Origin of the sequence: Novimethylophilus kurashikiensis (assembly GCF_003112435.1) — a bacterium.
GTDB classification, from domain to species: Bacteria; Pseudomonadota; Gammaproteobacteria; order Burkholderiales; family Methylophilaceae; genus Novimethylophilus; species Novimethylophilus kurashikiensis.
The window spans coordinates 486,886-507,328 of record NZ_BDOQ01000002.1; the positions used below are offsets into that span (position 1 = coordinate 486,886).

A 20,443-nucleotide genomic window follows, 5' to 3' on the forward strand; every position below is an offset into this window, starting at 1 on the left:
AACGCTGAGAGGGGAAAGTCATGAACAAACATCACCAAGGCCAACGCCGGTGGCCGGCCGCCAAAGCGCTGCTGTCGGCGCTAGGCATGACGCTGGCGATGCTCGCCGCGGCACCGCAATACGCGCAGGCCGAAGCTGCCGATGCGAATACCGTCGAACTGGCGCCGCAGGTCAACGCCACGCTCGGAAAATCGACGCTGCTGCGTCTGCCTGCTCCGGCCGCACGGGTGTCGGTCGGCGACAAGGAAGTAGCCGATGTCATCCTCATCAACCCCAAGGAAATCTATCTTTTGGGCAAGAAACTGGGTGCCACCAACCTGATCGTCTGGGGCAAAGGCGGGCAGAGCACCATCGTCGATATCCTGGTCGGCATGGATAGCGGAGCGCTGCAAAATAAGCTCACGCAGCTCTTGCCTCGCGAAAAAGGCATCCAGGTCAGTACTGCGGGCGATTCGCTGGTGCTATCCGGCACCGTCGGCGACAGCATGGGCGCGGATAAGGCCTTGATGATCGCCGAAGCCTATGCTGGCAAGAAGGTCGTCAACATGCTGAAAGTGGCCGGTCCTCAACAGGTCATGCTGGAAGTAAAAATGGCGGAGGTTTCCAAGAACCTGCTGGATAAGCTGGGTGCGCAGCTGGGAGCCACGGCCAAGACCGGGGGCGTCCACTACCTGCTCACCGCTGGGTTCCTCAGCCTGACCGGGGCAAACCCCTTGTCCCCCGGCGGCCTGATCACCATCACCGACGGCAAGAACACCATCAAGATCGATGCCGAAAACAAGGATGGCGTCGTCAAGATCCTCGCCGAGCCCAACATCATGGCCATCAGCGGGCAGGAGGGCAGTTTCCTCGCCGGCGGCAAGGTATTGATCCCGGTGGCCCAAACCGCTGCGTCCGGCTCTTCTTCCATCACCCTGGAAGAAAAGGAATTCGGCGTAGGCCTCAAGTTCACGCCGACCGTGCTGGAAGGCGACGTCATCAACCTGCGCGTCGCGCCGGAGGTCTCCGAGCTGTCTCAAACCGGCACCGCTGTCTCCATCGGCAGCAACTCCAGCGTACTGCCCTCGTTCACCACGCGCCGTGCCAGCACTACGGTGCAGTTGCGTGACGGCCAGAGTTTCGCCATCGCAGGCTTGATCAAGAGCAACGTGACCGAATCCATCCGCCGCTTCCCGTTGTTGGGCGATATCCCGGTGCTGGGTACGTTGTTCCGCAGCAGCGAATTCCAGCATGACAAGACCGAGCTGCTGTTTGTAATTACGCCGCGCCTGGTCAAGCCGCTGCCGCCCAACTATGCGCTGCCGACCGACAGCTTCAAGGCACCGACGCCTGCCGAGTTTTTCCTGAACGGCAAGCTGGAAAACAAGCCTGCTGCGCCTGAAAACGCTGCAGCCGAACCGGACAAATCGGCCAAGGAACAGCCGGAGGCCGCAGCGCCAGCCGCGCCCAGCGATTCCACCGGCTTCGAGATGAAATAAAAGGAGCACGCCATGCACACCAACAAGATTTACTTCGCCTTCGCGTTGCTGACAACGCTCTCTGCATGCGCCACCCCGACCCCGGAGCTGGACAGCCATTTCGGCGACGCAGTCAACGCAGCCAAAGCCCAGCAGACGCTGAATCCGGACGCCTCGCAAAACACGGCCCCGGTGACGGGCATGGACGGCAAGGCGGCCAATTCGGCGGTGGACCGTTATGAGAAGACGTTCGAGAAACCCCAGCCCACCGAGAATATCTTCAATATCGGGGTAGGGACGAGCAACTCCTCGTCTTCGGGAGGCGGCCGCTGAGGTCGCAAGCCATGCCCGGAAACATCGCCATGCGCAAGGATCAGCGAGGAGCCGTTGCAATCCTGATGGGGTTCATCCTCGTCATCCTGGTTGCAACGCTTGCGCTGGCGATCGACTTGGGCCATGCCTACCTCGCCAAGAGCGGCCTGCAAAACGGGGCAGACGCCGCGGCATTGGCCGGTGCAAAAGAACTCAACGGAACGTATGACGGTGTTCAGGCCGCGAGAACAGTAGCCATCGAGATCGCCAGGCAAAACACCTACGATTTTTCAAAACCGGTCGCAACGAATGCCGCCGATGGAGGGTTGGAAATCACCGTCGGAAGCTGCCCTGATGACGGCTCGTGCACGATGGAACCCGTGGACAGCATTACCGATGATGCGCTTGCAGGCGACAAAACCTTCTTGAAAGTCGATACGGGACAGCGTTATGTCGAGCCCTGGTTTGCGCGTATTTTCCAGATGATCGAGTACGAAGGCACCGACCATGTCGATACTTTCGGGATGGCAGTCGCGGGCCGGTATCTGGTGGAAGTCACACCCATGGCCGTTTGCGCCGTCGATTCTACAAGGCCGGAGGCGGGATTTTTGCGCGGCGTAGCCTACAACCTGCCGGATCTCAACCCGATCAATAACGGCGATCCGATATGGATCAATCCCGTGGACAGTTATCCCGGAAATTGCGACCCCAACCACGGCAACACACCTACGCTGGTTCCTTTTACTTGTACCGGACACTCCTCGACGATTACGTCCATTCCTGGCGACGTCTGGGTGAATACAGGAGCTCAATCCGCCTTGACGGGGCCGCTGAATTCACGCTTTGGGGACAATTATTCGGGAGGCAATGCGTGCAATCCGATGACCGCGCCTCCGGATGTCAACGTCAAGGAATTCTTTTGTACGCGTGCAGCCAATCCGAACCGCGACAACTTCTGCTCGACGTCGGTAGGAGCCAACCAACCTCAGTTCTGGATGGACGCAGCCAATACGACGCCCACGCTGCCCTACCATCAAACTATTGAAACGCTGGGCTCGACCAAGCAGGGCAAGCCGTTCAATTACCCAGCCAGAACCTCGCCCGAGACTGCTGTCGATTTTTCCCGTTATGGCGCACTTTGGTCCTATAGCCGCGAGGTTCGTGATTTCTCGACTTGGCCTTATGCCGAATACAGCACTACCGACTGGCCCACGCTTTACGGCGGCACGGCTGAAAACTATCCAGCCTCGTCACCTTACCTGAGCTGGATCGATCCTCCATCAGGCCCAGGTGCCCTCTATAAGCGCCCGAATCGTCGCGTATTGAATATCGCGATCATCAATTGCGAAGGCGTGACCAGCATTCCCGGCCAGCAATGCCGTATGCATTTGCCCGTCGTCGCCGTCGGCAAGTTCTTCATGCAGCGAAGAGCCAATCTGCCGAACAACATCACCGGAGAGTTCGCAGGTACTTTCGGACCGACGTTGCCTCCTTCGAATATCCGGCTCTATCGATAAGCGAACACGATGCGACACCTCAACCACCACGCCAGGCTTGTACATCCCCATCGCGGCGGCGCACTCATCGAGTTCGGATTGGTCGTCATCTTGCTGGTGATGATCGTGGGCGCCATCGTCGAATTCGGTCGCGTGTTCTGGTACTACGACGCCTTGACCAAGGCGACTCGAGACAGTGCACGGATGATTTCGCTCGCACCTAAGGAAACCATCGCCAGTACAGCAAGCGGGGATGCGCAGGATTTGGCGATACTAGCTGCTGCGAATGCCGGGGTTACGCCGCAACTTACCCGCGCAAACGTCGTCGTCGATTGCCTGAATGCTGCTTTCCAGATCGAGAATTGCGTCGATGGCAGTGCCCCGGCCAATGTGCGTGTATCCATCGTCGATTTTCAGGTCACGATTGGTGGTTGGATACCGCTGCTGCTTTCCACCGGAGCCGCTACCGATTGGGAGCCCACCCTGGCACCTCACACCACGATGCGGTACATGCCATGAGGGCGATCATGAATATTCCACCCCTTATGCAAAAACCGCGTTCCAGGCAATCGGGCGTTGCAGCCGTGGAGTTCGGCCTGATCGCCACGCTGTTGTTCTTGCTGAGCCTCGGCATTATCGAATTCGGCCGTTTCATGTATGTCTGGAATACGACGCAGGAAATCACACGGCATGCCGCGCGTGAAGCCGCCGTCAGGAATTTCGATGCCGACAGCATCGATGCTATCCAGCGCGGAGCGATCTTCAGTGCCGACACCACCGGAGATGTCGCCGTGCCCGGCGGACCTGAGATCGCCAGCACCAATGTCGTCATCCGCTACCTGAATGCTGATGGTGTTCCAGCGACCCCGATGCCTGATAACCCTGAAGACAATATCGCGGCCTGCCTCGATGTGGATCGCGCTGCCAGTTGCATTCGTTATGTCGAGGCCAGCGTGTGCATGGACGACGGCGATTGCACGCCGGTGCCATATCAACCGCTGATCGGCTTGTTCCCGTTCCTCGCCATCGATATTCCGCGTTCGACCGTCATCATGCCGGCAGAAAGCCTGGGGTATCGGATATGAGAAAAAGCTCAACCAATATGGAGCGCGCATCACAGTGAAAATTGCGATCCTGACCAATAACGCTCAACGCCTCGCCCCTTTATGTAAGGCGATTGGGGAGAGCAATGAGGTCGTCGTGAACGAGAGCACCACGAAGCAGCTGGCAGCGATGATGGCTGCAGGTCCGGATGTCGTCGTTCTCGATGGGACTCACTGCGAGGCAGTGCAGTTAAATGAAATTGAACCATGGTCGGTGAGCCATCCAGCGTGCCATTTCATCGCATTGTGCGAGAACGCCAACTCGGACTTCTTGATGAATGCGATGCGAGTGGGCATCCGGGAGGTGCTGCCGTCGGGTGCGGACGATCAATCGCTGATCCAGGCGATCAAGCGCATCGAACAGCGGTTGCGTTCGGCAGAAACACCTCGCCGCAACACCGGCAAAGTCATCGCCTTTATTGCCTGCAAAGGCGGCAGCGGGGCGACGTTCCTGGCATCCAACCTGGCGTATGTGCTGGCGGCTGAGAAAAAGCAGCGCGTGGCGCTGCTGGATCTCAACCTGCAGTTCGGCGATGCAGCGCTGTTCGTGTCCGACCAGATGCCGAGCAATACGCTGACCGACCTCGCCAATAACATCGGGCGCCTGGATGCCTCGCTGCTCACAGCCTTGATGACCCACGTACTGCCCAATTTCGGCGTTCTGGCCGCGCCGGAAGATCCGGAGCATGCGGTCGGCATCGGCCCGGAGCATATCGAGGCGCTGCTGAAACTTGCAGTGGAGCATTTCGATTATGTGGTGCTGGATATCGGCCGCATCTTGAGCGCGGCGACAGTGAAGGCGCTGGATCGCGCCGACATGATTTTCCCCGTGCTGCAGGAGACATTACCGTTCATCCGCGACAGCAAGCGCCTGATCCACACCCTGCAAACCCTGGGCTACAGCAAGGCCAAGATCCACCCCATCGTCAACCGCTACATGAAGGGTGGGGACATCTTGCTGGAAGACGTGGAGTCTGCGCTGGGGATCAAGGTATTCAAGACGGTTCCCAACAGTTACGAGGCGGTGTCTACCTCGGTCAACCAGGGTATCCCGATTTACCAGATCTCCCGTCACGACAAGGTGACCAAGGCGCTGGAAGAAATGGCTCATGAACTGGCCGATGTGCCCCAAGCCGAGAAAAGCGGCTGGTTTTCGCACTTGCTGCACGCCGGTTAAGTAGAAGGTTTTCGAGAAAGGAACAGCATCATGTCGCTGCGTGACAGACTGGAAGACATCAAGAACGATACGGCCCAAGTGCCGGTAGGGGAGCAGGTAGGCTTTGTGGAAAACAAGGCCTATCAGGAAATGAAGTCGCGCATCCACCGGAAACTGCTCGATCGCGTCGATCTCATCATGATGGAAAGCATGCCGCCCGAGCAATTGCGCGACGAACTGAAGACATTGGTCGAGCGTTTGCTGAGCGAGGAAACCGTCGCCATCAACGAAAGCGAGCGCCAGAAGCTGGTGCAGGATATCCAGCACGAGGTGCTGGGATTGGGGCCGCTGGAAACGCTGATGGCCGACCCGACCATCTCGGACATTCTGGTCAACACCCACAAGCAGGTCTACGTGGAACGCCGCGGCAAGCTTGAACTGACGGACGTGCGCTTCGAAAGCGAGAACCATCTGCTCAAGATCATCGACAAGATTGTCTCGGGCATCGGCCGCCGCGTGGATGAATCCAGCCCGATGGTTGATGCGCGGTTGCCGGACGGTTCCCGCGTCAACGCCATCATTCCGCCGGTTTCGGTCGATGGCGCCATCTTGTCCATACGCCGCTTCGCGGTGACGCCGATGAAGATGGAAGACTTCATCCAGCATAAGAGCCTGACGCCGGAAATGGCGGCCATCCTCGAAGGTTTGGTGAAGGCGAGGCTCAACTTGCTGCTGTCCGGGGGAACCGGAACCGGTAAAACCACGCTACTGAATATCCTCTCGGGCTATATCCCGACAAGCGAGCGTATCGTCACCATCGAAGACGCGGCAGAACTGCAATTGCAGCAGCCGCACGTCGTGCGTCTGGAAATCCGGCCGCCCAACATCGAGGGCAAGGGTGAAATCACCCAGCGCATGTTGGTTCGCAACAGCCTGCGCATGCGCCCGGACCGCATCCTGGTAGGCGAAGTACGCGGTGCCGAGGCGTTGGACATGCTGCAAGCGATGAACACCGGCCACGAAGGCTCGATGACTACGCTGCACGCCAATACCCCGCGCGATGCGTTGACCCGCCTCGAAAACATGGTCGGCATGGCCGGACTCAACCTGCCGCCCAAGACCATGCGCCAGCAGATCAGTTCTGCGCTCAACGTCGTGGTGCATATCAGCCGCATGAGCGACGGCAAGCGCAAGGTGACCAGCATCCAGGAAATCACCGGCATGGAAGGTGACATCATCACCATGCAGGAAATCTTCGTGTTCGAGCAGACAGGGGTAGGCCAGGACGGCACGGTGTTGGGTCGATTCCGCGCGACCGGCATTCGCCCGAAATTCGTCGAACGCCTTCGGATACACGGCATTGTTTTGCCGGAAGACCTCTTCGACCCGACGCGGGTTTACGAATAGGAGCGCATTGTGGACTACGCCTTTTATCTGTTCATCGTGCTCGGGTTCCTCGCGGTCGTGCTGTTTTTGGAAGGTGCGTACCTGACCTGGAACGCCTACCAGGGACCGGAAGCCAAGCGCATTGAAAAGCGCCTGCGCGCCATGTCGGCCGGGGCATCAGGCGATGCGGGATCCAAGCTGATCAAGCAACGATTGCTCGCCGACACCCCGGTGCTTGAAAAACTATTGCTCAGCGTCCCGCGCATCCATCATCTCGACCGCATGCTGTTGCAATCCGGGCTGGAACTCAGCGTAGCGCGTTTTCTCGGCCTGACGCTGTTCGCCCTGGCGGGGGGCATGGCCGTGGCGGTGTTGCTGCATTTGCCGTTGTTTCTCGGCATCGTTGCCGCCGTGCTGCCATGGCTGTATGTGCTGCGCGCTACCCAGAAACGCAAGACGGCCATCGAGGAGCAATTGCCGGAAGCGCTCGATCTCATGGCGCGCGCCATGCTGGCGGGTCATGCCTTTCCCAGCGCCCTCAAGATGGTGGGCGACGAGATGCCCGAGCCCGTCTCGGGCGAGTTTCGCATCGTATTCGACGAGATCAATTACGGGATTTCCGTGGCTGACGCGTTGAATAACCTTGCAGCCCGGGTGCCCAGTACCGATGTCAGCTATTTCGTGATCTCCGTGCTGATCCAGCGCGAGACCGGCGGCAACCTTGCCGAACTGCTTGGAAATCTCAGCAAGCTCATCCGCGAGCGACTCAAGCTGATGGGGACTGTGCGTGTGCTTTCGGCGGAAGGGCGCTTATCGGCCAAGATCCTGACCGTGCTTCCTTTCGCTGTGGCAGTGGTCGTCAATGTTATCAATCCGAAGTTCATGCGCGTGCTGTGGCAAGACCCCATCGGCCTGAAAATGATCACGATCGCACTGGTAATGGTGCTGTTCGGCGTTTTCTGGATGTGGCGCGTGATCAAGATTCGCGTTTAGCCTGAATGAAGGTGAAACCATGATTCAAGTTCTGTATCTCGCGGTGATTTTTCTCACCGTATTCATCGTGGCCCTGGTCATCATCAGCCAGCTCAGCCCGCGTCCCATCCAGGCACGCTTGCAGCAGCTGGCCGAAGGCGGGCAGGCGCCTAACGAAGAACCGGGGTGGATGGCCAGGATCGTTCAATTGACCGGCCCGCTCGCCAAAATCACGCTGCCTGTGGAGGGCTGGGAAAACTCGCAACTGCGCATTCGTTTCATGAACGCCGGCTACCGCGGGGCATCGGCACCAGTGCTGTTCTTTGCCTCGAAGACGCTGCTGGCGATCCTGCTTCCCGTTGTGATCGGGCTCTATCTCTATATCTCCGGAAAAACGCTCGCGCACCCCATGATGATCGGACTGGCGCTGGTCGGCGCGCTGGTCGGGTACATCCTGCCCAACGTGGTTCTGGAACGTCGCATCGCCAACCGCAAGCGAGAGATTTTCGACAGTTTCCCGGATGCTCTGGACCTCACTACGGTGTGCGTGGAGGCAGGTTTGGGATTGGATGCGGCACTAGCGCGCGTCGGGGAAGAAATGCGCTTCAAGAGCCCTGTGCTGGGCGAAGAACTGCATCTGGTTAATCTGGAATTGCGCGCAGGAAGCACCCGGGAACGGGCGTTGCGGAATCTGGCCTTGCGCACCGGGGTGGAAGAGATCGACACCCTGGTCGCCATGCTGGTGCAATCGGACCGTTTCGGGACCAGCGTTGCGGATTCTTTGCGTGTGCATTCGGAAAACCTGCGCACAAAACGTCGCCTTCGGGCCGAGGAATCGGCAGCCAAGATTCCGCTCAAGCTGCTGTTCCCACTGATTTTCTTCATTTTTCCATCGCTGCTCCTGGTGTTGCTTGGGCCGGCGTTCATCAATATTTACCGCGTATTGCTGCCCACACTGGGCGGGCATTAGCAAAGGAGGGGATCATGGCAAAGAACAACCTCATTCCCATGGCTTGCTGCCTGGCACTGCTGGGCGGTTGTGCAACTAACAAACCCATGGACGGTAGCGATCTGCGCATCGAACCGACCGTGGGGACAACATCGAATGCAGCCACATCGTCTTCCTTCTATCAACTCGGACGCTATTACCAGGGCCAAAACCGTTACGACCAGGCTATTACGGCTTATCAAAAAGCCATTGCCGCTGACTCCAGCGACAGCGAGGCTTATAACGGGTTGGGCGTGATTTATTCACAGCAAGGCCGTTTCGAGGAGGCGGAACAAGCTTTCAGGAACGGCTTGGTCCAGACGCCGCGTTCCGCTCATATTTTGAGCAATCTGGGCTATGCCTATTACCTGCAAGGGCGTTACCAGGAAAGCATCGACACGCTGAAACAGGCGGTGGAGATCGATCCGGATAATCGCCGTGCTGCGGGTAATCTCAAGCTTGCCTACGAAAAAGCCGGCAAATCGGCTGAGGCCGCGACGGTGGTCGTTCCCGCTGAAAAAGCCTCGCTCATGGCGCAACCTGAGCCTGCGCCTTCCGCGCCGGTACAGATGGTGTCCGGCAAGATTACTCGTGTGGAAACACGCAATGTAGAAGTCGTTCAAGTGGCCCCAGCAGTATTCGAGATTCGCGAACAGCGCCCGGCAGAACCATTGCCCCAGGCTAAATCACCTCAAGCGGCCAATGCCGGGGATATCCGCATCGAAATCTCCAACGGCAACGGCGTGGCCGGTATGGCAAAACGCGTAGGTCGGTATCTCAAGCAAGGCGGTTATACATCCCAGCGGATCACCAACCAGAAACCGTTCAATAGTGAGACATCGGAAATACAGTATCGAAGCGGTTTCGAGGCCGATGCCCGGCTGCTGCAATCCAAGGTGCCTGGCCAGCCGGCGCTGATCCAGCGCGACGATTTACGCAGCGACATCAAGGTACGGCTGCTGATCGGGAAGGATTGGATCGATCGGCAGGATTATTTCAAGTGATTCATCAATACGTTTTATCGCAGCACTTTTTCGTCAACCTAAGGAGACAATCAAAATGACCGACATCAAGCACATTATCGAACCGGAGCGGATGGGATTGTGGGTAGCTTCCACATTCATCCTTGCATTGCTGGCGCTAGCGGTTGCGCTGATCGGCATCCAGCGCAACAAGGAAGTGGCGTACATCAGTCAGGCAGAAGTGCTGATGCTGAACAAGAAGATCGAGGCCCTGAACAAGGGGCAGACGCCGCCCGCTGCGTCGACACAAGTCACCCCGGAAGAAAAAAAGTAAGAACATTCCCGGCCAGCAATGGCTGGGAAACTGTTTTTTGTGCGCGTGGAATTAAGGTGGCGTCCCCACGGGGATTCGAACCCCGGTACTCACCGTGAAAGGGTGATGTCCTAGGCCTCTAGACGATGGGGACCCGAAACGAGGCATCCTGCGATGCTCAAGAGTTGGCGGAGTGGACGGGACTCGAACCCGCGACCCCCGGCGTGACAGGCCGGTATTCTAACCAACTGAACTACCACTCCGCTGTGGTACGACTTTTTACATGCGCAGTTGGAACGCATGGGGCAACCGTGTTACCCATTGAAACCGGCTTTTCCTGCGAGGAATCGGAAGAAACTGCCAGAAGAATGATTGGCGTCCCCACGGGGATTCGAACCCCGGTACTCACCGTGAAAGGGTGATGTCCTAGGCCTCTAGACGATGGGGACCCTAGAACGAGGCATCCAGTGATGCACTCAGGAGTTGGCGGAGTGGACGGGACTCGAACCCGCGACCCCCGGCGTGACAGGCCGGTATTCTAACCAACTGAACTACCACTCCGCAGCTACTACAACTAATTCGGTACAAACATGGCGTGTTGTACCTAAATTTAAGGGTTGCATTTCTGCAACCCTAGAATTTGGCGTCCCCACGGGGATTCGAACCCCGGTACTCACCGTGAAAGGGTGATGTCCTAGGCCTCTAGACGATGGGGACCAAGAACCATTTTTTCGTTGGTGGAGGTAAGCGGGATCGAACCGCTGACCTCTTGCATGCCATGCAAGCGCTCTCCCAGCTGAGCTATACCCCCGTCGAAAGAGCCGCCATATTAGAGATGCTTTCCTACCTTGTCAACGACTTTCTGTATGAAACTCCGCTTTCATGGCTGACGGCGGGCCTGCAGGGCCCTTCTGTGATAGCGGAAAATCGTGCGTGTCAGCCACTCTTCAGAAACCTCGTCCAATGCGCTAAATATCACGGTGACAACATTTTTTTCGTTGCCTGTTTCAACGGTTTTGACCTCCGCTGACAAGAGCAGCGGCTGGGGCAGGCGAGCACTGAGGTATATGCTCAACAAAATGCGCTGCCCAGGTTGCGGCAGCGTCGCGGAAGACTCCATCCATCTTGCGGCATGGGGATAAAGCGTCACCGGCTTTTCCGCAGGCATTAAGGATGAGCCTTGCACGCCACCGGCAAGCATCACAAGCACGAGGTCTAGCTTGGATTCGACTCGTTCCAATGCCTTCTGTAGAACATCCTGCTTGTCGCCCTCATGCTCCGCAGACTGTACTTCCAGCGACGCCAGCGCACGTAGCAATGCAGCGTTAGTATTACTGCGCATCTCGGCTTGCGCCTGGCTCACGACATCTTCCGCCACCCACCCCAGTGGCAAGGTGGCTTCGAAGGAAATACCGTCAGTCATGGATTGTTCAGCCATTGTCTAACCTTTCAATGATCGGCCGAGTATAGCAACCGCGTCCCACGCGCCGCTAGCAGCGCCGCACCCATTGCGGCTTCCGCATGAGGAGCGGGACGGATGGAGCGGCCGAGGATACGCTCGCGGATGATCTGCCAGGCAAGATTGGCCGCACCGCCGCCCGCCGTAAGAACTTCACTGACCGGAGTAGCCCCTAAGGACTCCAGCAATGCATAACCTTGCGCTTCAACGTGCGCCAGGCTTTCCAGCAGCCCATGGAGGTATTCGACATCGTCCGCAGGGCGAGGCTCGAGAACGGGCTGTTTCTGCGGATCGCTAATTGGAAACCGCTCGCCGATGCCGGGAAGCGGGTAGTACTCCAAAGGGCTGGGCCGGGATGGATCGATAGCGGCGCTGAGTTGATTTAACCGCTCCCGTCCGAAGATACGCTCCAGGACTAACCCGCCGCAATTGGAAGCACCGCCTGCCAGCCACAAATCGCCGCAGCGATGGCTGTAGATTCCGTATTGCGCCGATTCGACTCGATTTTTACTCAGCAACTTAAGCACCAATGTCGACCCGAGCGAAGTGACGGCCTGGCCTGGCAGATGTGCGCCGCTGGCAAAAAAGGCTGCAATGCTGTCGGTGGTTCCTGCCCGGATTGTACATTGAGCGGAAAAACCCAGATCCTCCACCCAATTAGACCGTATGACTCCCATCTCTGCTCCCGGGGTCAATACATAAGGCAACAGCCGGGCGATCGGCATTTCTGTTAACCATGCAGGATATTCCAGCCGCTCGACGTCGTACCCTAGCTTGAGCGCATTGTGATAATCGCTGAGCCCAAACCGGCCATGTAGCTGAAAAGCCAGCCAGTCGGCCTGGTGCATAAAAAAGTGCGCATCTTGATGACGTTCAGCCAGCCAGAGCAATTTAGTCAGGCTGGAACTCGGGCTTGCAGCGAGATGCTGTGGAGGCACTTTTGGCGGCAACGCCACCTGCCGCGTTTCGTTATAAAGCACGGCAGGGGACAGCGGAGTACCTTGTGCGCCGCACATCAGAGAGGTGGACGACGTACCGCAAAATGCGATGCTTTGCGTGACTTGCCGCAACGGCAGAGGAATGGAAGAAAGGAGCCCGCGTAGCGCGATGCGCCATTCCGGCCAGTTGTTTTCAGTAAAACGATGCTGCGCCTGGAAGATCGGCTGAAGCGCCGCATTCAGCGCAATCAGCCGGGCACCGCTGGTGCCGAAATCCAGGCCGAGAAAGACGGCGTCAGCCGCGAGTATTGGATTGGGTTTCAAACTGCGTGAGGTCGACGCGCGGCAAAGGCTGCCAACCGGACTGGCGATGCTCGGCCACGACGTTAGTGAAGATACCGCCGCGCACGAAGAACTTGGCCGTCAGGCGCATGAAGCGAGGCTGCGTCGCTGCTACCAGATCGTCGAGGATGCGGTTGGTCACGGCTTCGTGGAACGCACCTTCTTCACGGAACGACCAGATATAAAGCTTGAGGCTCTTAAGCTCGACGCATTTTTGATCCGGGATGTAATCCAGGATCAAGGTAGCGAAATCCGGCTGGCCGGTTTTCGGGCACAAACAGGTGAACTCAGGGATTTCCATATGGATGTGGAAATCGCGTTCCGGCTGCGGGTTGTCGAAAGTTTCGAGCGACTTGCTGGGTAGGGTAGACATGAGGCGAATTAAAGAATGCAGAAGAAGAATCAATATTTTATCACTGCAACGATACTTAATAAGGCCGACGTCACTACGGATATCATTTTTCAATGATTTAAATTGTCAGTATAGAATGGCGCTCTCGGGTCAAAAGGTATAAACAGAATGTCGATTTCAACGCGCCTTCAAGTCCTCATTTCTTCTTCCGTGTTATGCCTAGTGCTGGTTGGAGGGTACGCTCTGTACCAACTCAAGGCGGTAGGCGATAACGGCGAATACCTATCCGAAAATACTTTACCGAGCTACCAGAACATCTACGGCACGATGATCAATCTTCAGGATGCCCGCGCGCTGACGTTCAAACACCTGCTGTTCGACGATCCCGCCGTGATGCAAGAAGTCGAGCACAAGATCCAATCCGACAAGCAGGAATTGCTGCAAAAGCTCGACGTCTACGGCAAAAAGATGGCCAGCGAAGGGCCCGAGAGGGAACTATGGGCGACAATGGATCGAGACATCAAGACGTATTTGGGTGTCATCGATAACGTACTGGCGATTTCACGTGCCGGCCGCAAGGCGGAGGCTCGAGATGAGATGGTTAAGAACCTGCCCTTGCTTGCAAAAGCCAGCAAGGAAGTTGAAGCAGTCATCGAATACAACCATAAGATTTCGGATCAGTTCAACCTCGAATCGAAACACAATTTCACGCGTGCGCTCTGGCTGGTTCCAACGCTTATCCTGATCGCAAGCTTGCTTGGTATCGTTCTGGGATGGCGTATCTATAAGAGCATCATCGGTCCGCTCAACGACCTCAAGCGTACTGTCGGCAGCATCGAGCGCGATCTCGATCTCACACGCCAAGCACCTGTCATCATTCAGGACGAAGTAGGCGAGACCGTAACGGCGTTCAATAAATTAACGTCCAAATTGCGCGATACCCTCGCTCAAATCTTGCAAAACGCAGACAGTGTGACCTCATCGGCAGGAGGCCTTGCGACTTCGGCCAACCAGCTGTCGCAAAGCGCCATCAGCCAAAGCGAGTCGACCTCAAGCATGGCGGCTACGGTAGAGCAAATGACCGTTGGCGTCGGCCATATCGCCGACCGTACGCGAGAAGCCAATCAACTGGCGGAAAAATCCGGCATGCTGGCGCGCAACGGCGAACAAGTGATTAGCGAAACGGTCGCGGACATCCATAAGATCGCCGAAACCATGAAATCGGCTTCCGACGAGATTCACCAACTCGAAACCAACAGCGAGCAGATCAGCGCCGTGATTCAGGTCATCCGCGAAGTGGCCGAGCAAACCAATCTGCTGGCACTCAACGCAGCGATCGAAGCGGCACGCGCCGGCGAACAGGGGCGTGGTTTTGCAGTCGTGGCCGATGAAGTACGCAAGCTGGCAGAACGCACCGCGCAGTCCACCGAGGAAATTTCGAAGAGTATTGCGGCGATGCAAGCTAGCGCCCAGCGCGCAGTAAGTGGCACCCAAGCGGTTGCGCTACACGTCAACAGCGGGGTTGAACGCGCCAACGAGGCCAATCATGCCATGCACGAAATCGGCGAAAGCGCGCAGCAAACGGTACAGATGGTGTCCGACATTGCGCTGGCGATGCAGGAACAGAGCACGGCCAGCACGAGCATCGCCCAGCAGGTCGAGCGCATTGCCCAGATGACGGAAGAAAACAGCGCCGCCTCCCAGGCGACTGCCGATACGGCGAATCAGCTCGATGAGTTAGCTGCAACCATGCAACGCATCATTGCCCAGTTCAGGATTCGCTAACACCAGCCAGAAAAAAAGCCCGCTTCGGCGGGCTTTTTGTTATCCGGGCTTGCCGTCGCTACGCGGCAACCAGTACATCATGGCAAATCGCCTTGCCCAAAGCCCGAAACAAGCCAGCCACAAGCCCGCCGCGCACAGGAAGAGATGGCTGCGTGCAAGAAAACCCACGCCAGGCAGTTCTGCAGCCACGCGCAGTAGCACGACCAGCTGAAACACCAGGAAAATCCCCCATACTAGGCGATCCGCTACAAGCGGCCGTCCCGAGTGCCCCAAGGTGACACGCGTCACCATCGCCAGGGTCATCGAAGCGTAATAGCCCAAAGCCAGCGCGTGAAGCGGCGCTTTCCCAAGAATGCTATAGCCCAGCATCGATGCCAGGCTCTGCACTCCGAACAACGCAAAGGCCACGCCCAACCAGGCGAAACCGATGTGCAGCATGCCGAGGAGCGGCACCTTCAGGCTATCGACCAGCCGCCAGGATACTGTGAGGTAGATTACCGTTACCGCCATGGGAAAATCAACCAGCCAAAGCCAGGACGTGACGCCCTTCAACTCCATCACTGCATGCAGCAACGCGCCCAGCACGACCAGCCCAAGCGCCCAGTAAGGACGGACGATTCGATAATTCGGAATGACGTTTCCGCTAAAAAACGGAATCATGCGATGGCTCACCGAAAAGAATACGGGCAGCAGCAATAGCCATACACCGCCTGTTTTAGCCAATGCGACAAGGGCAGGGCGGTCGCCCAGTTCGCCGACAAACCAGGCCAATGTCAGCAACCAGCCGACTCCCAGGACCACACTAGTAATGCTGGCATGGCGCTTGTCGGGATGCTGGGCTCGAAAATACACACGCAGCAAGGCATACAACCCGACGATCCAGCCGCCAAGGAACAGCAAAGCAGCCAAGGCCAGCAAGGGTTTAAACGCCAGGCCGGCATAAAACAGCACGATACCCGAGGCCATCGATACGAAAGCCCGGATATACAGCTTCGGCTCGACTTCCTCGCCGTTCATCCAACGCGGATAGACCGTCATGAGAAAGCCGAACATGAAAAACGGAAAGAACCCGAACAGCATCAGGAACGCATGCGCATCGGGTGGAGCTACCGACCACGAGATTGGCGGATACCATCCGCCGTAACGACCGCCGAGATCGATCAGCCACCATAGCATGATCAGCACCGACTGCATGACGCCGCCGAAGAAGAACATCCGGTGTGGCGTGGCAGTAAAGGTTTTTAGAAGATTCATATTCAATGAATGTTTATAAAAATTGTAGATTACTCTAAATTCAGGACATATTCATCCCATATATGAATCAGCAAATCCATCAATGAGCAAAAAAAGAGCCGCATTTTCGCTGCGGCTCCATACAATTAAAGTCTATACGATGAAAACCAACCAAGTCACATGACGAGGTTGTAAGAACGACCGTTCATCAATGAGGCCGGCTTGAACGGCATGGTCCCCATCCTGAGGCATTCCTCCATGCAATGACGGCAGGCATCGGCGCAATCGCGGCAGTATTCGGTATCGAATTTCATGCATTCCTGCATGCAAGATTCGGCGACTTCCGCACAATCCTGGCACACCAGATCGACGAAATCGCTGTCCCGCGACATATAGTTGGAGGTTATGCGGCATAGATCAGCGCAATCCATGCATAGCGTGTTGCAATGGGTCATCTGGGGGTGATTGGGATCGCTTCGAGAAGCAGAAACACAGCGTTCGCAAGCTTCCGCACAAAAAATGCATGCCTCTATACAGGCCGCGTATTGTTCATGAGCCATGACACATCTCCTTAAGTCATCCACGAACGGTTTATTCTTCCAAAAGGCCTCCGGGAATAACGTTTGATCCCGCACATAGGGTTTCGTTAAAATGCGGCATCCTTGCCCACGTGGAATGCCCTTGCGCCTCACCCATCTCAAGCTCGCCGGGTTCAAGTCTTTTGTCGACCCCACCACGCTGCATCTGCACGGACAGCGTGTGGGCATTGTCGGCCCCAACGGCTGCGGCAAATCCAACGTGATGGAAGCCATTCGCTGGGTGCTGGGCGAATCGAGCGCACGAGAACTGCGCGGCGATTCCATGCAGGACGTCATTTTCAACGGCTCGCTCAACCGTAAGCCGGTCTCCCGCGCCAGCGTCGAGCTGCACTTCGACAACAGTCTGGGCGGCGCGGCAGGCCAATGGTCGCAATACGCCGAAATCGTAGTCAAGCGCGTGCTCGAACGCGACGGCAACTCCAGCTACATCATCAACAACCAGCAGGTCCGTCGGCGCGACATCACCGATTTATTCATGGGCACCGGCGTCGGCACTCGCGCTTCCTACGCCATCATCGGCCAGAACACCATTTCACGCATCGTCGAAGCCAAGCCGGAAGAAATGCGCGTGTTCCTGGAAGAGGCCGCAGGCGTTTCCAAATACAAGGAACGCCGCCGCGAAACCGAGCTGCGACTGCGCGACACCCGCGAAAATCTCGTCCGCATCGATGACATCCGGCGCGAGCTGGAAAAACAGATCACGCTGCTGGAATCGCAGGCCGAGGTCGCCCAGCATTACCATGCCCTCAAGCAACAGCTCGACACCGTCAACCAGCTCACCTGGCTGCTCAAGAAGCGTCATGCCGCGGGGGAGTGGGAAAAAGCCAAACGCCGGGTGGATGCCGGCGTCAACGAGCTCGAGGCGGAAACCGCAGCGCTGCGCCAAGCCGAACGCGAGCTGGAGCAAATCCGCCTGCAACACACCGAACACAGCGACACCTTGCAGCAGGCGCAAGTCGCGTTGTACGAAGCCAGCGCCGCGCTCAGCAACGTCGAGCAGCAATTGCGCCATGCACAGGAAACCGTGGACCGTGCCGATGCCCGGCACCGCGATCTTTCCGCTCAACGCGAACGCGCCGCCGGCCAGGAACAGGAACGCGAAGCCGAACTTCACCGGCAGGAGAGCATGCAGCAAGAAGCCGAACAGCGCTGCATCGCCACCCAAGCATTCCTGGAAACGAGCCGCCAGGCGCTGCCCGAGCGCGAAGCACAACAACGCGCAGCACAACAAGCCATGGGCGCGGCCCAATCCTCGCTGGCCAAGGCCGAGCAGGCCTTGCAGGTCGGCCTCGCCAACCTGCAGCATCAACGCCGCCAGCTGGACCAGCACCTGCAACGCAAGCAACGCCTCGAAACCGAGAAAAGAAGCGTTGTGCTGCCCGATATCGGCATGCTGACCGCCAAGGAAAACCAGCTGCAACAAGCGCAACAGCAAGCCGCCGCACTGGAAACCAGTATCGCCACCCTGCAAGAGCAGGAATCCAATGCACAAACCCAGTTGCAGCAAGCCCAGCAAGCCATGCACGAGCAATCGCGCCGCATCGCCCAGCTGGAAGCCCAACTCGGCACGCTACGCAAGATCCAGCAGGCGGTCGGCGGCGATGCCAAGCTCGGCGACTGGCTCAACCGGCACGATTTATCGCGTCATTCGCGCTTCTGGCAATCCGTCCGGGTGGAATCCGGCTGGGAAACCGCCGTGGAAAGCGTGCTGGGCGAACGCCTCAACGCCTTGCTGCTGGATACGCTGGCGAAGATCGAACACTTAAGCCAGCCGCCCGCACCATTTGTTTTTTGCGCGCCGGCGCCGGCAGCGACCCGCGATGATTACGGCAATGGCCTGACGCGTCTGGCTACGCTGGTCACACCGCTCGCGGACGATATCGGCGTCATCGTGCACGACTGGCTCGCCGGGGTGTATGTCTGCGACAGTCATTTGGAAGCACTGCAACACCGCGACCAACTGCGCGACGGCGAATGGCTGGCGACACGCGACGGCCATCTTGTCAGCCGTACCAGCACCCGGCTGTATGCGCCGGGCTCGGCCTTGAGCGGCGTGCTGGAACGCCAGCGCGAACTGGAGATGCTGGAACAGCAGCTTCCCACGCAACAAGGGGCGCTCGCAGAAGCCGAACAAGCCTTGAGGACCTTGCAGGACAGCCTCACGCAAACCCGCCGCGACCTCAACGACCAACGCCAGTCGCACAGGCAAGCCAGCCAGCAGCAACACAACCTGACCATGGAAGTGCAGCGCCTACGTCAGCAGCGCCAGCACGCCGAAGAACGTTTGATGCAGTTTTCGCGAGAGTTGCAGGAACTTGCGGGGCAAATCGAGGAGGGCGAAGCACAACTGCTGGCAACCCAAACCGGCAACGCCGAGCAGGAAGAAACTCTGCGACGTCTCCGCCAGGAACGCGACGAGAAACGCAACGCACTCACCGAGGCGGATCGGACCTTGTCACAAGCACGCGACGTCTTGCGTCAGGCCGAACACAATGCGCGTGATGCAGAATTTTCACGCAACACAATAATAAATAAAATCAATGAAATAAAAAATACTTTAAAAGTATTGAATGAACAAAAATCCGGGCTGGACAGTCAATTGCAGGAAGCCCTTTCCCAGCGCGGCGCTCACGATCTGGTGGCATTGAAGCACATGCTCGAAAGCGCCGTGGAAACTCGCCGACAGCGCGAGGAATCCTTGGCTGAAGCGCGCAATGCGATGGCTGGCGTTGAAAACCAGCAGCTCGATGTCGATCGCCGCCGCATGCAGTCCGAGCATGCCCTGCATCCGTTGCGCGACAAGCTGGAGCAATCGCGCCTCGCCGAACAGGAGGCTCGCCTGCACTTCGAGCACTGCGCAGAAGCATTGAGCGGCGTGGACGAATTGGCCTTGGAACCCATGCTGGACAAGGCCGCACGGACTTTGGACATGCTGCGCCGAGCGGAAGACCTGCAACGCCAGATCGATGCGCTGGGCGCAGTCAACCTGGCTGCGATCGAACAGCTGGTCAGCGAACGCGAGCGGGCCGGTTATCTCGATGCGCAGGCTCAGGACCTCAACGCCGCCATCGAAACGCTGGAAGAAGCCATCCGTCGCATCGACCGCGAAACCCGCAGCCGCCTTCAAGTCACGTTTGAAGAAGTCAACCGCAATTTCGCAGAGCTGTTCACTGTCCTCTTCAACGGCGGCAATGCGCGGCTGGAACTGCTGGGAGATGAAATCCTCGATACCGGCATCCAGGTCTTCGCCCAGCCACCCGGCAAGAAAAACAGCACCATCCACCTGCTTTCCGGCGGCGAGAAGGCGTTGACGGCATTGGCCCTGGTGTTTGCGCTGTTCCGCCTCAATCCGGCGCCGTTCTGCCTGATGGACGAAGTGGACGCGCCCTTGGACGACAGCAATACCGAGCGTTTTTGCGCGATGGTGAAGAAAATGTCCGAATTCACCCAATTCGTCTTCATTTCGCACAACAAGATCGCCATGGAAATGGCGCAGCAACTAGTGGGAGTCACCATGCAGGAGTCCGGCGTTTCGCGCGTTGTGGAAGTCGACGTAGAGGAGGCCATGCGCATGGCCGAAGCCGCGTAGG

Annotated in this window: 18 protein-coding genes and 6 tRNA genes; 13 read left to right on the forward strand and 11 right to left on the reverse strand. The window is 57.7% G+C overall.

Features of this window, described 5'->3' with window-relative positions; all coding sequences use genetic code 11:
* The first annotated feature begins 20 nt into the window (after positions 1–20).
* Genes NMK_RS03435 through NMK_RS03485 form a run of 11 tightly spaced genes read left to right on the forward strand, consistent with a single transcriptional unit; the run spans position 21 to position 10,166 of the window.
* Positions 21–1,478, forward strand: coding sequence for a type II and III secretion system protein family protein (locus NMK_RS03435; protein WP_109014346.1), 1,458 nt, complete (start codon positions 21–23; stop codon positions 1,476–1,478).
* A 12-nt stretch (positions 1,479–1,490) separates the two neighbouring features.
* Positions 1,491–1,790: a hypothetical protein gene (locus NMK_RS03440; RefSeq protein WP_109014347.1), complete on the forward strand. Its 300-nt coding sequence runs from the start codon at positions 1,491–1,493 to the stop codon at positions 1,788–1,790.
* 11 nt (positions 1,791–1,801) lie between these two features.
* Complete coding sequence (locus NMK_RS03445) at positions 1,802–3,286, forward strand: TadE/TadG family type IV pilus assembly protein (RefSeq protein WP_109014348.1); 1,485 nt, start codon at positions 1,802–1,804, stop codon at positions 3,284–3,286.
* A 9-nt stretch (positions 3,287–3,295) separates the two neighbouring features.
* Entirely contained in the window at positions 3,296–3,784 is a 489-nt protein-coding gene (locus NMK_RS03450) for a TadE/TadG family type IV pilus assembly protein (protein ID WP_109014349.1), read from the forward strand.
* Between the two features lie 8 nt (positions 3,785–3,792).
* Positions 3,793–4,350, forward strand: a complete 558-nt coding sequence (locus tag NMK_RS03455) for a TadE/TadG family type IV pilus assembly protein (RefSeq protein WP_181376154.1) — start codon at positions 3,793–3,795, stop codon at positions 4,348–4,350.
* 34 nt (positions 4,351–4,384) lie between these two features.
* Positions 4,385–5,545, forward strand: coding sequence for a CpaE/TadZ family protein (locus tag NMK_RS03460; protein WP_109014351.1), 1,161 nt, complete (start codon positions 4,385–4,387; stop codon positions 5,543–5,545).
* A 30-nt stretch (positions 5,546–5,575) separates the two neighbouring features.
* Positions 5,576–6,931, forward strand: a complete 1,356-nt coding sequence (locus tag NMK_RS03465) for a TadA family conjugal transfer-associated ATPase (protein WP_109014352.1) — start codon at positions 5,576–5,578, stop codon at positions 6,929–6,931.
* A 9-nt stretch (positions 6,932–6,940) separates the two neighbouring features.
* Positions 6,941–7,903 carry a type II secretion system F family protein gene (locus NMK_RS03470; protein ID WP_109014353.1) on the forward strand — a complete coding sequence of 321 codons (963 nt, stop codon included), beginning with the start codon at positions 6,941–6,943 and terminating at the stop codon, positions 7,901–7,903.
* Between the two features lie 19 nt (positions 7,904–7,922).
* On the forward strand, positions 7,923–8,852 hold the full coding sequence (locus NMK_RS03475; RefSeq protein ID WP_109014354.1) for a type II secretion system F family protein: 930 nt from the start codon (positions 7,923–7,925) through the stop codon (positions 8,850–8,852).
* Positions 8,853–8,866: 14 nt separating this feature from the next.
* A complete protein-coding gene (locus NMK_RS03480) occupies positions 8,867–9,874 on the forward strand; it encodes a LytR C-terminal domain-containing protein (protein WP_109014355.1) in 1,008 nt (335 codons plus the stop codon).
* A gap of 55 nt (positions 9,875–9,929) precedes the next feature.
* Positions 9,930–10,166, forward strand: coding sequence for a hypothetical protein (locus tag NMK_RS03485; RefSeq protein ID WP_109014356.1), 237 nt, complete (start codon positions 9,930–9,932; stop codon positions 10,164–10,166).
* A gap of 57 nt (positions 10,167–10,223) precedes the next feature.
* Here the strand turns inward: NMK_RS03485 and NMK_RS03490 are convergent.
* From NMK_RS03490 to queF, 9 genes are all read right to left on the reverse strand, one after another.
* Positions 10,224–10,299, reverse strand: a tRNA-Glu gene (locus NMK_RS03490).
* Between the two features lie 32 nt (positions 10,300–10,331).
* Positions 10,332–10,408 (reverse strand) — tRNA-Asp (locus NMK_RS03495).
* Positions 10,409–10,518: 110 nt separating this feature from the next.
* Positions 10,519–10,594, reverse strand: a tRNA-Glu gene (locus NMK_RS03500).
* 35 nt (positions 10,595–10,629) lie between these two features.
* Positions 10,630–10,706, reverse strand: a tRNA-Asp gene (locus NMK_RS03505).
* A gap of 80 nt (positions 10,707–10,786) precedes the next feature.
* Positions 10,787–10,862: transfer RNA gene (locus NMK_RS03510), tRNA-Glu, on the reverse strand.
* An 18-nt stretch (positions 10,863–10,880) separates the two neighbouring features.
* Positions 10,881–10,956 (reverse strand) — tRNA-Ala (locus NMK_RS03515).
* Between the two features lie 69 nt (positions 10,957–11,025).
* Positions 11,026–11,583: a PilZ domain-containing protein gene (locus NMK_RS03520; protein ID WP_109014357.1), complete on the reverse strand. Its 558-nt coding sequence runs from the start codon at positions 11,581–11,583 to the stop codon at positions 11,026–11,028.
* 11 nt (positions 11,584–11,594) lie between these two features.
* Positions 11,595–12,866: an FGGY-family carbohydrate kinase gene (locus NMK_RS03525; protein ID WP_227871339.1), complete on the reverse strand. Its 1,272-nt coding sequence runs from the start codon at positions 12,864–12,866 to the stop codon at positions 11,595–11,597.
* Positions 12,838–13,257, reverse strand: a complete 420-nt coding sequence (queF, locus tag NMK_RS03530; RefSeq protein ID WP_109014358.1) for a preQ(1) synthase — start codon at positions 13,255–13,257, stop codon at positions 12,838–12,840. Before queF ends, NMK_RS03525 begins: the two co-directional genes overlap by 29 nt.
* Before the next feature lie 147 nt (positions 13,258–13,404).
* Between queF and NMK_RS03535 the strand changes: the two genes are divergently transcribed.
* Positions 13,405–15,021, forward strand: a complete 1,617-nt coding sequence (locus NMK_RS03535) for a methyl-accepting chemotaxis protein (protein WP_109014359.1) — start codon at positions 13,405–13,407, stop codon at positions 15,019–15,021.
* 39 nt (positions 15,022–15,060) lie between these two features.
* Here NMK_RS03535 and NMK_RS03540 read toward each other — a convergent pair whose 3' ends face one another.
* Complete coding sequence (locus NMK_RS03540) at positions 15,061–16,275, reverse strand: NnrS family protein (RefSeq protein ID WP_109014360.1); 1,215 nt, start codon at positions 16,273–16,275, stop codon at positions 15,061–15,063.
* Between the two features lie 155 nt (positions 16,276–16,430).
* Positions 16,431–16,814: a four-helix bundle copper-binding protein gene (locus NMK_RS03545; RefSeq protein ID WP_109014361.1), complete on the reverse strand. Its 384-nt coding sequence runs from the start codon at positions 16,812–16,814 to the stop codon at positions 16,431–16,433.
* Positions 16,815–16,935: 121 nt separating this feature from the next.
* Here NMK_RS03545 and smc point away from each other — a divergent pair, with 121 nt between their 5' ends.
* Positions 16,936–20,442, forward strand: a complete 3,507-nt coding sequence (gene smc, locus NMK_RS03550) for a chromosome segregation protein SMC (RefSeq protein ID WP_109014406.1) — start codon at positions 16,936–16,938, stop codon at positions 20,440–20,442.
* Position 20,443 lies beyond the last annotated feature (1 nt).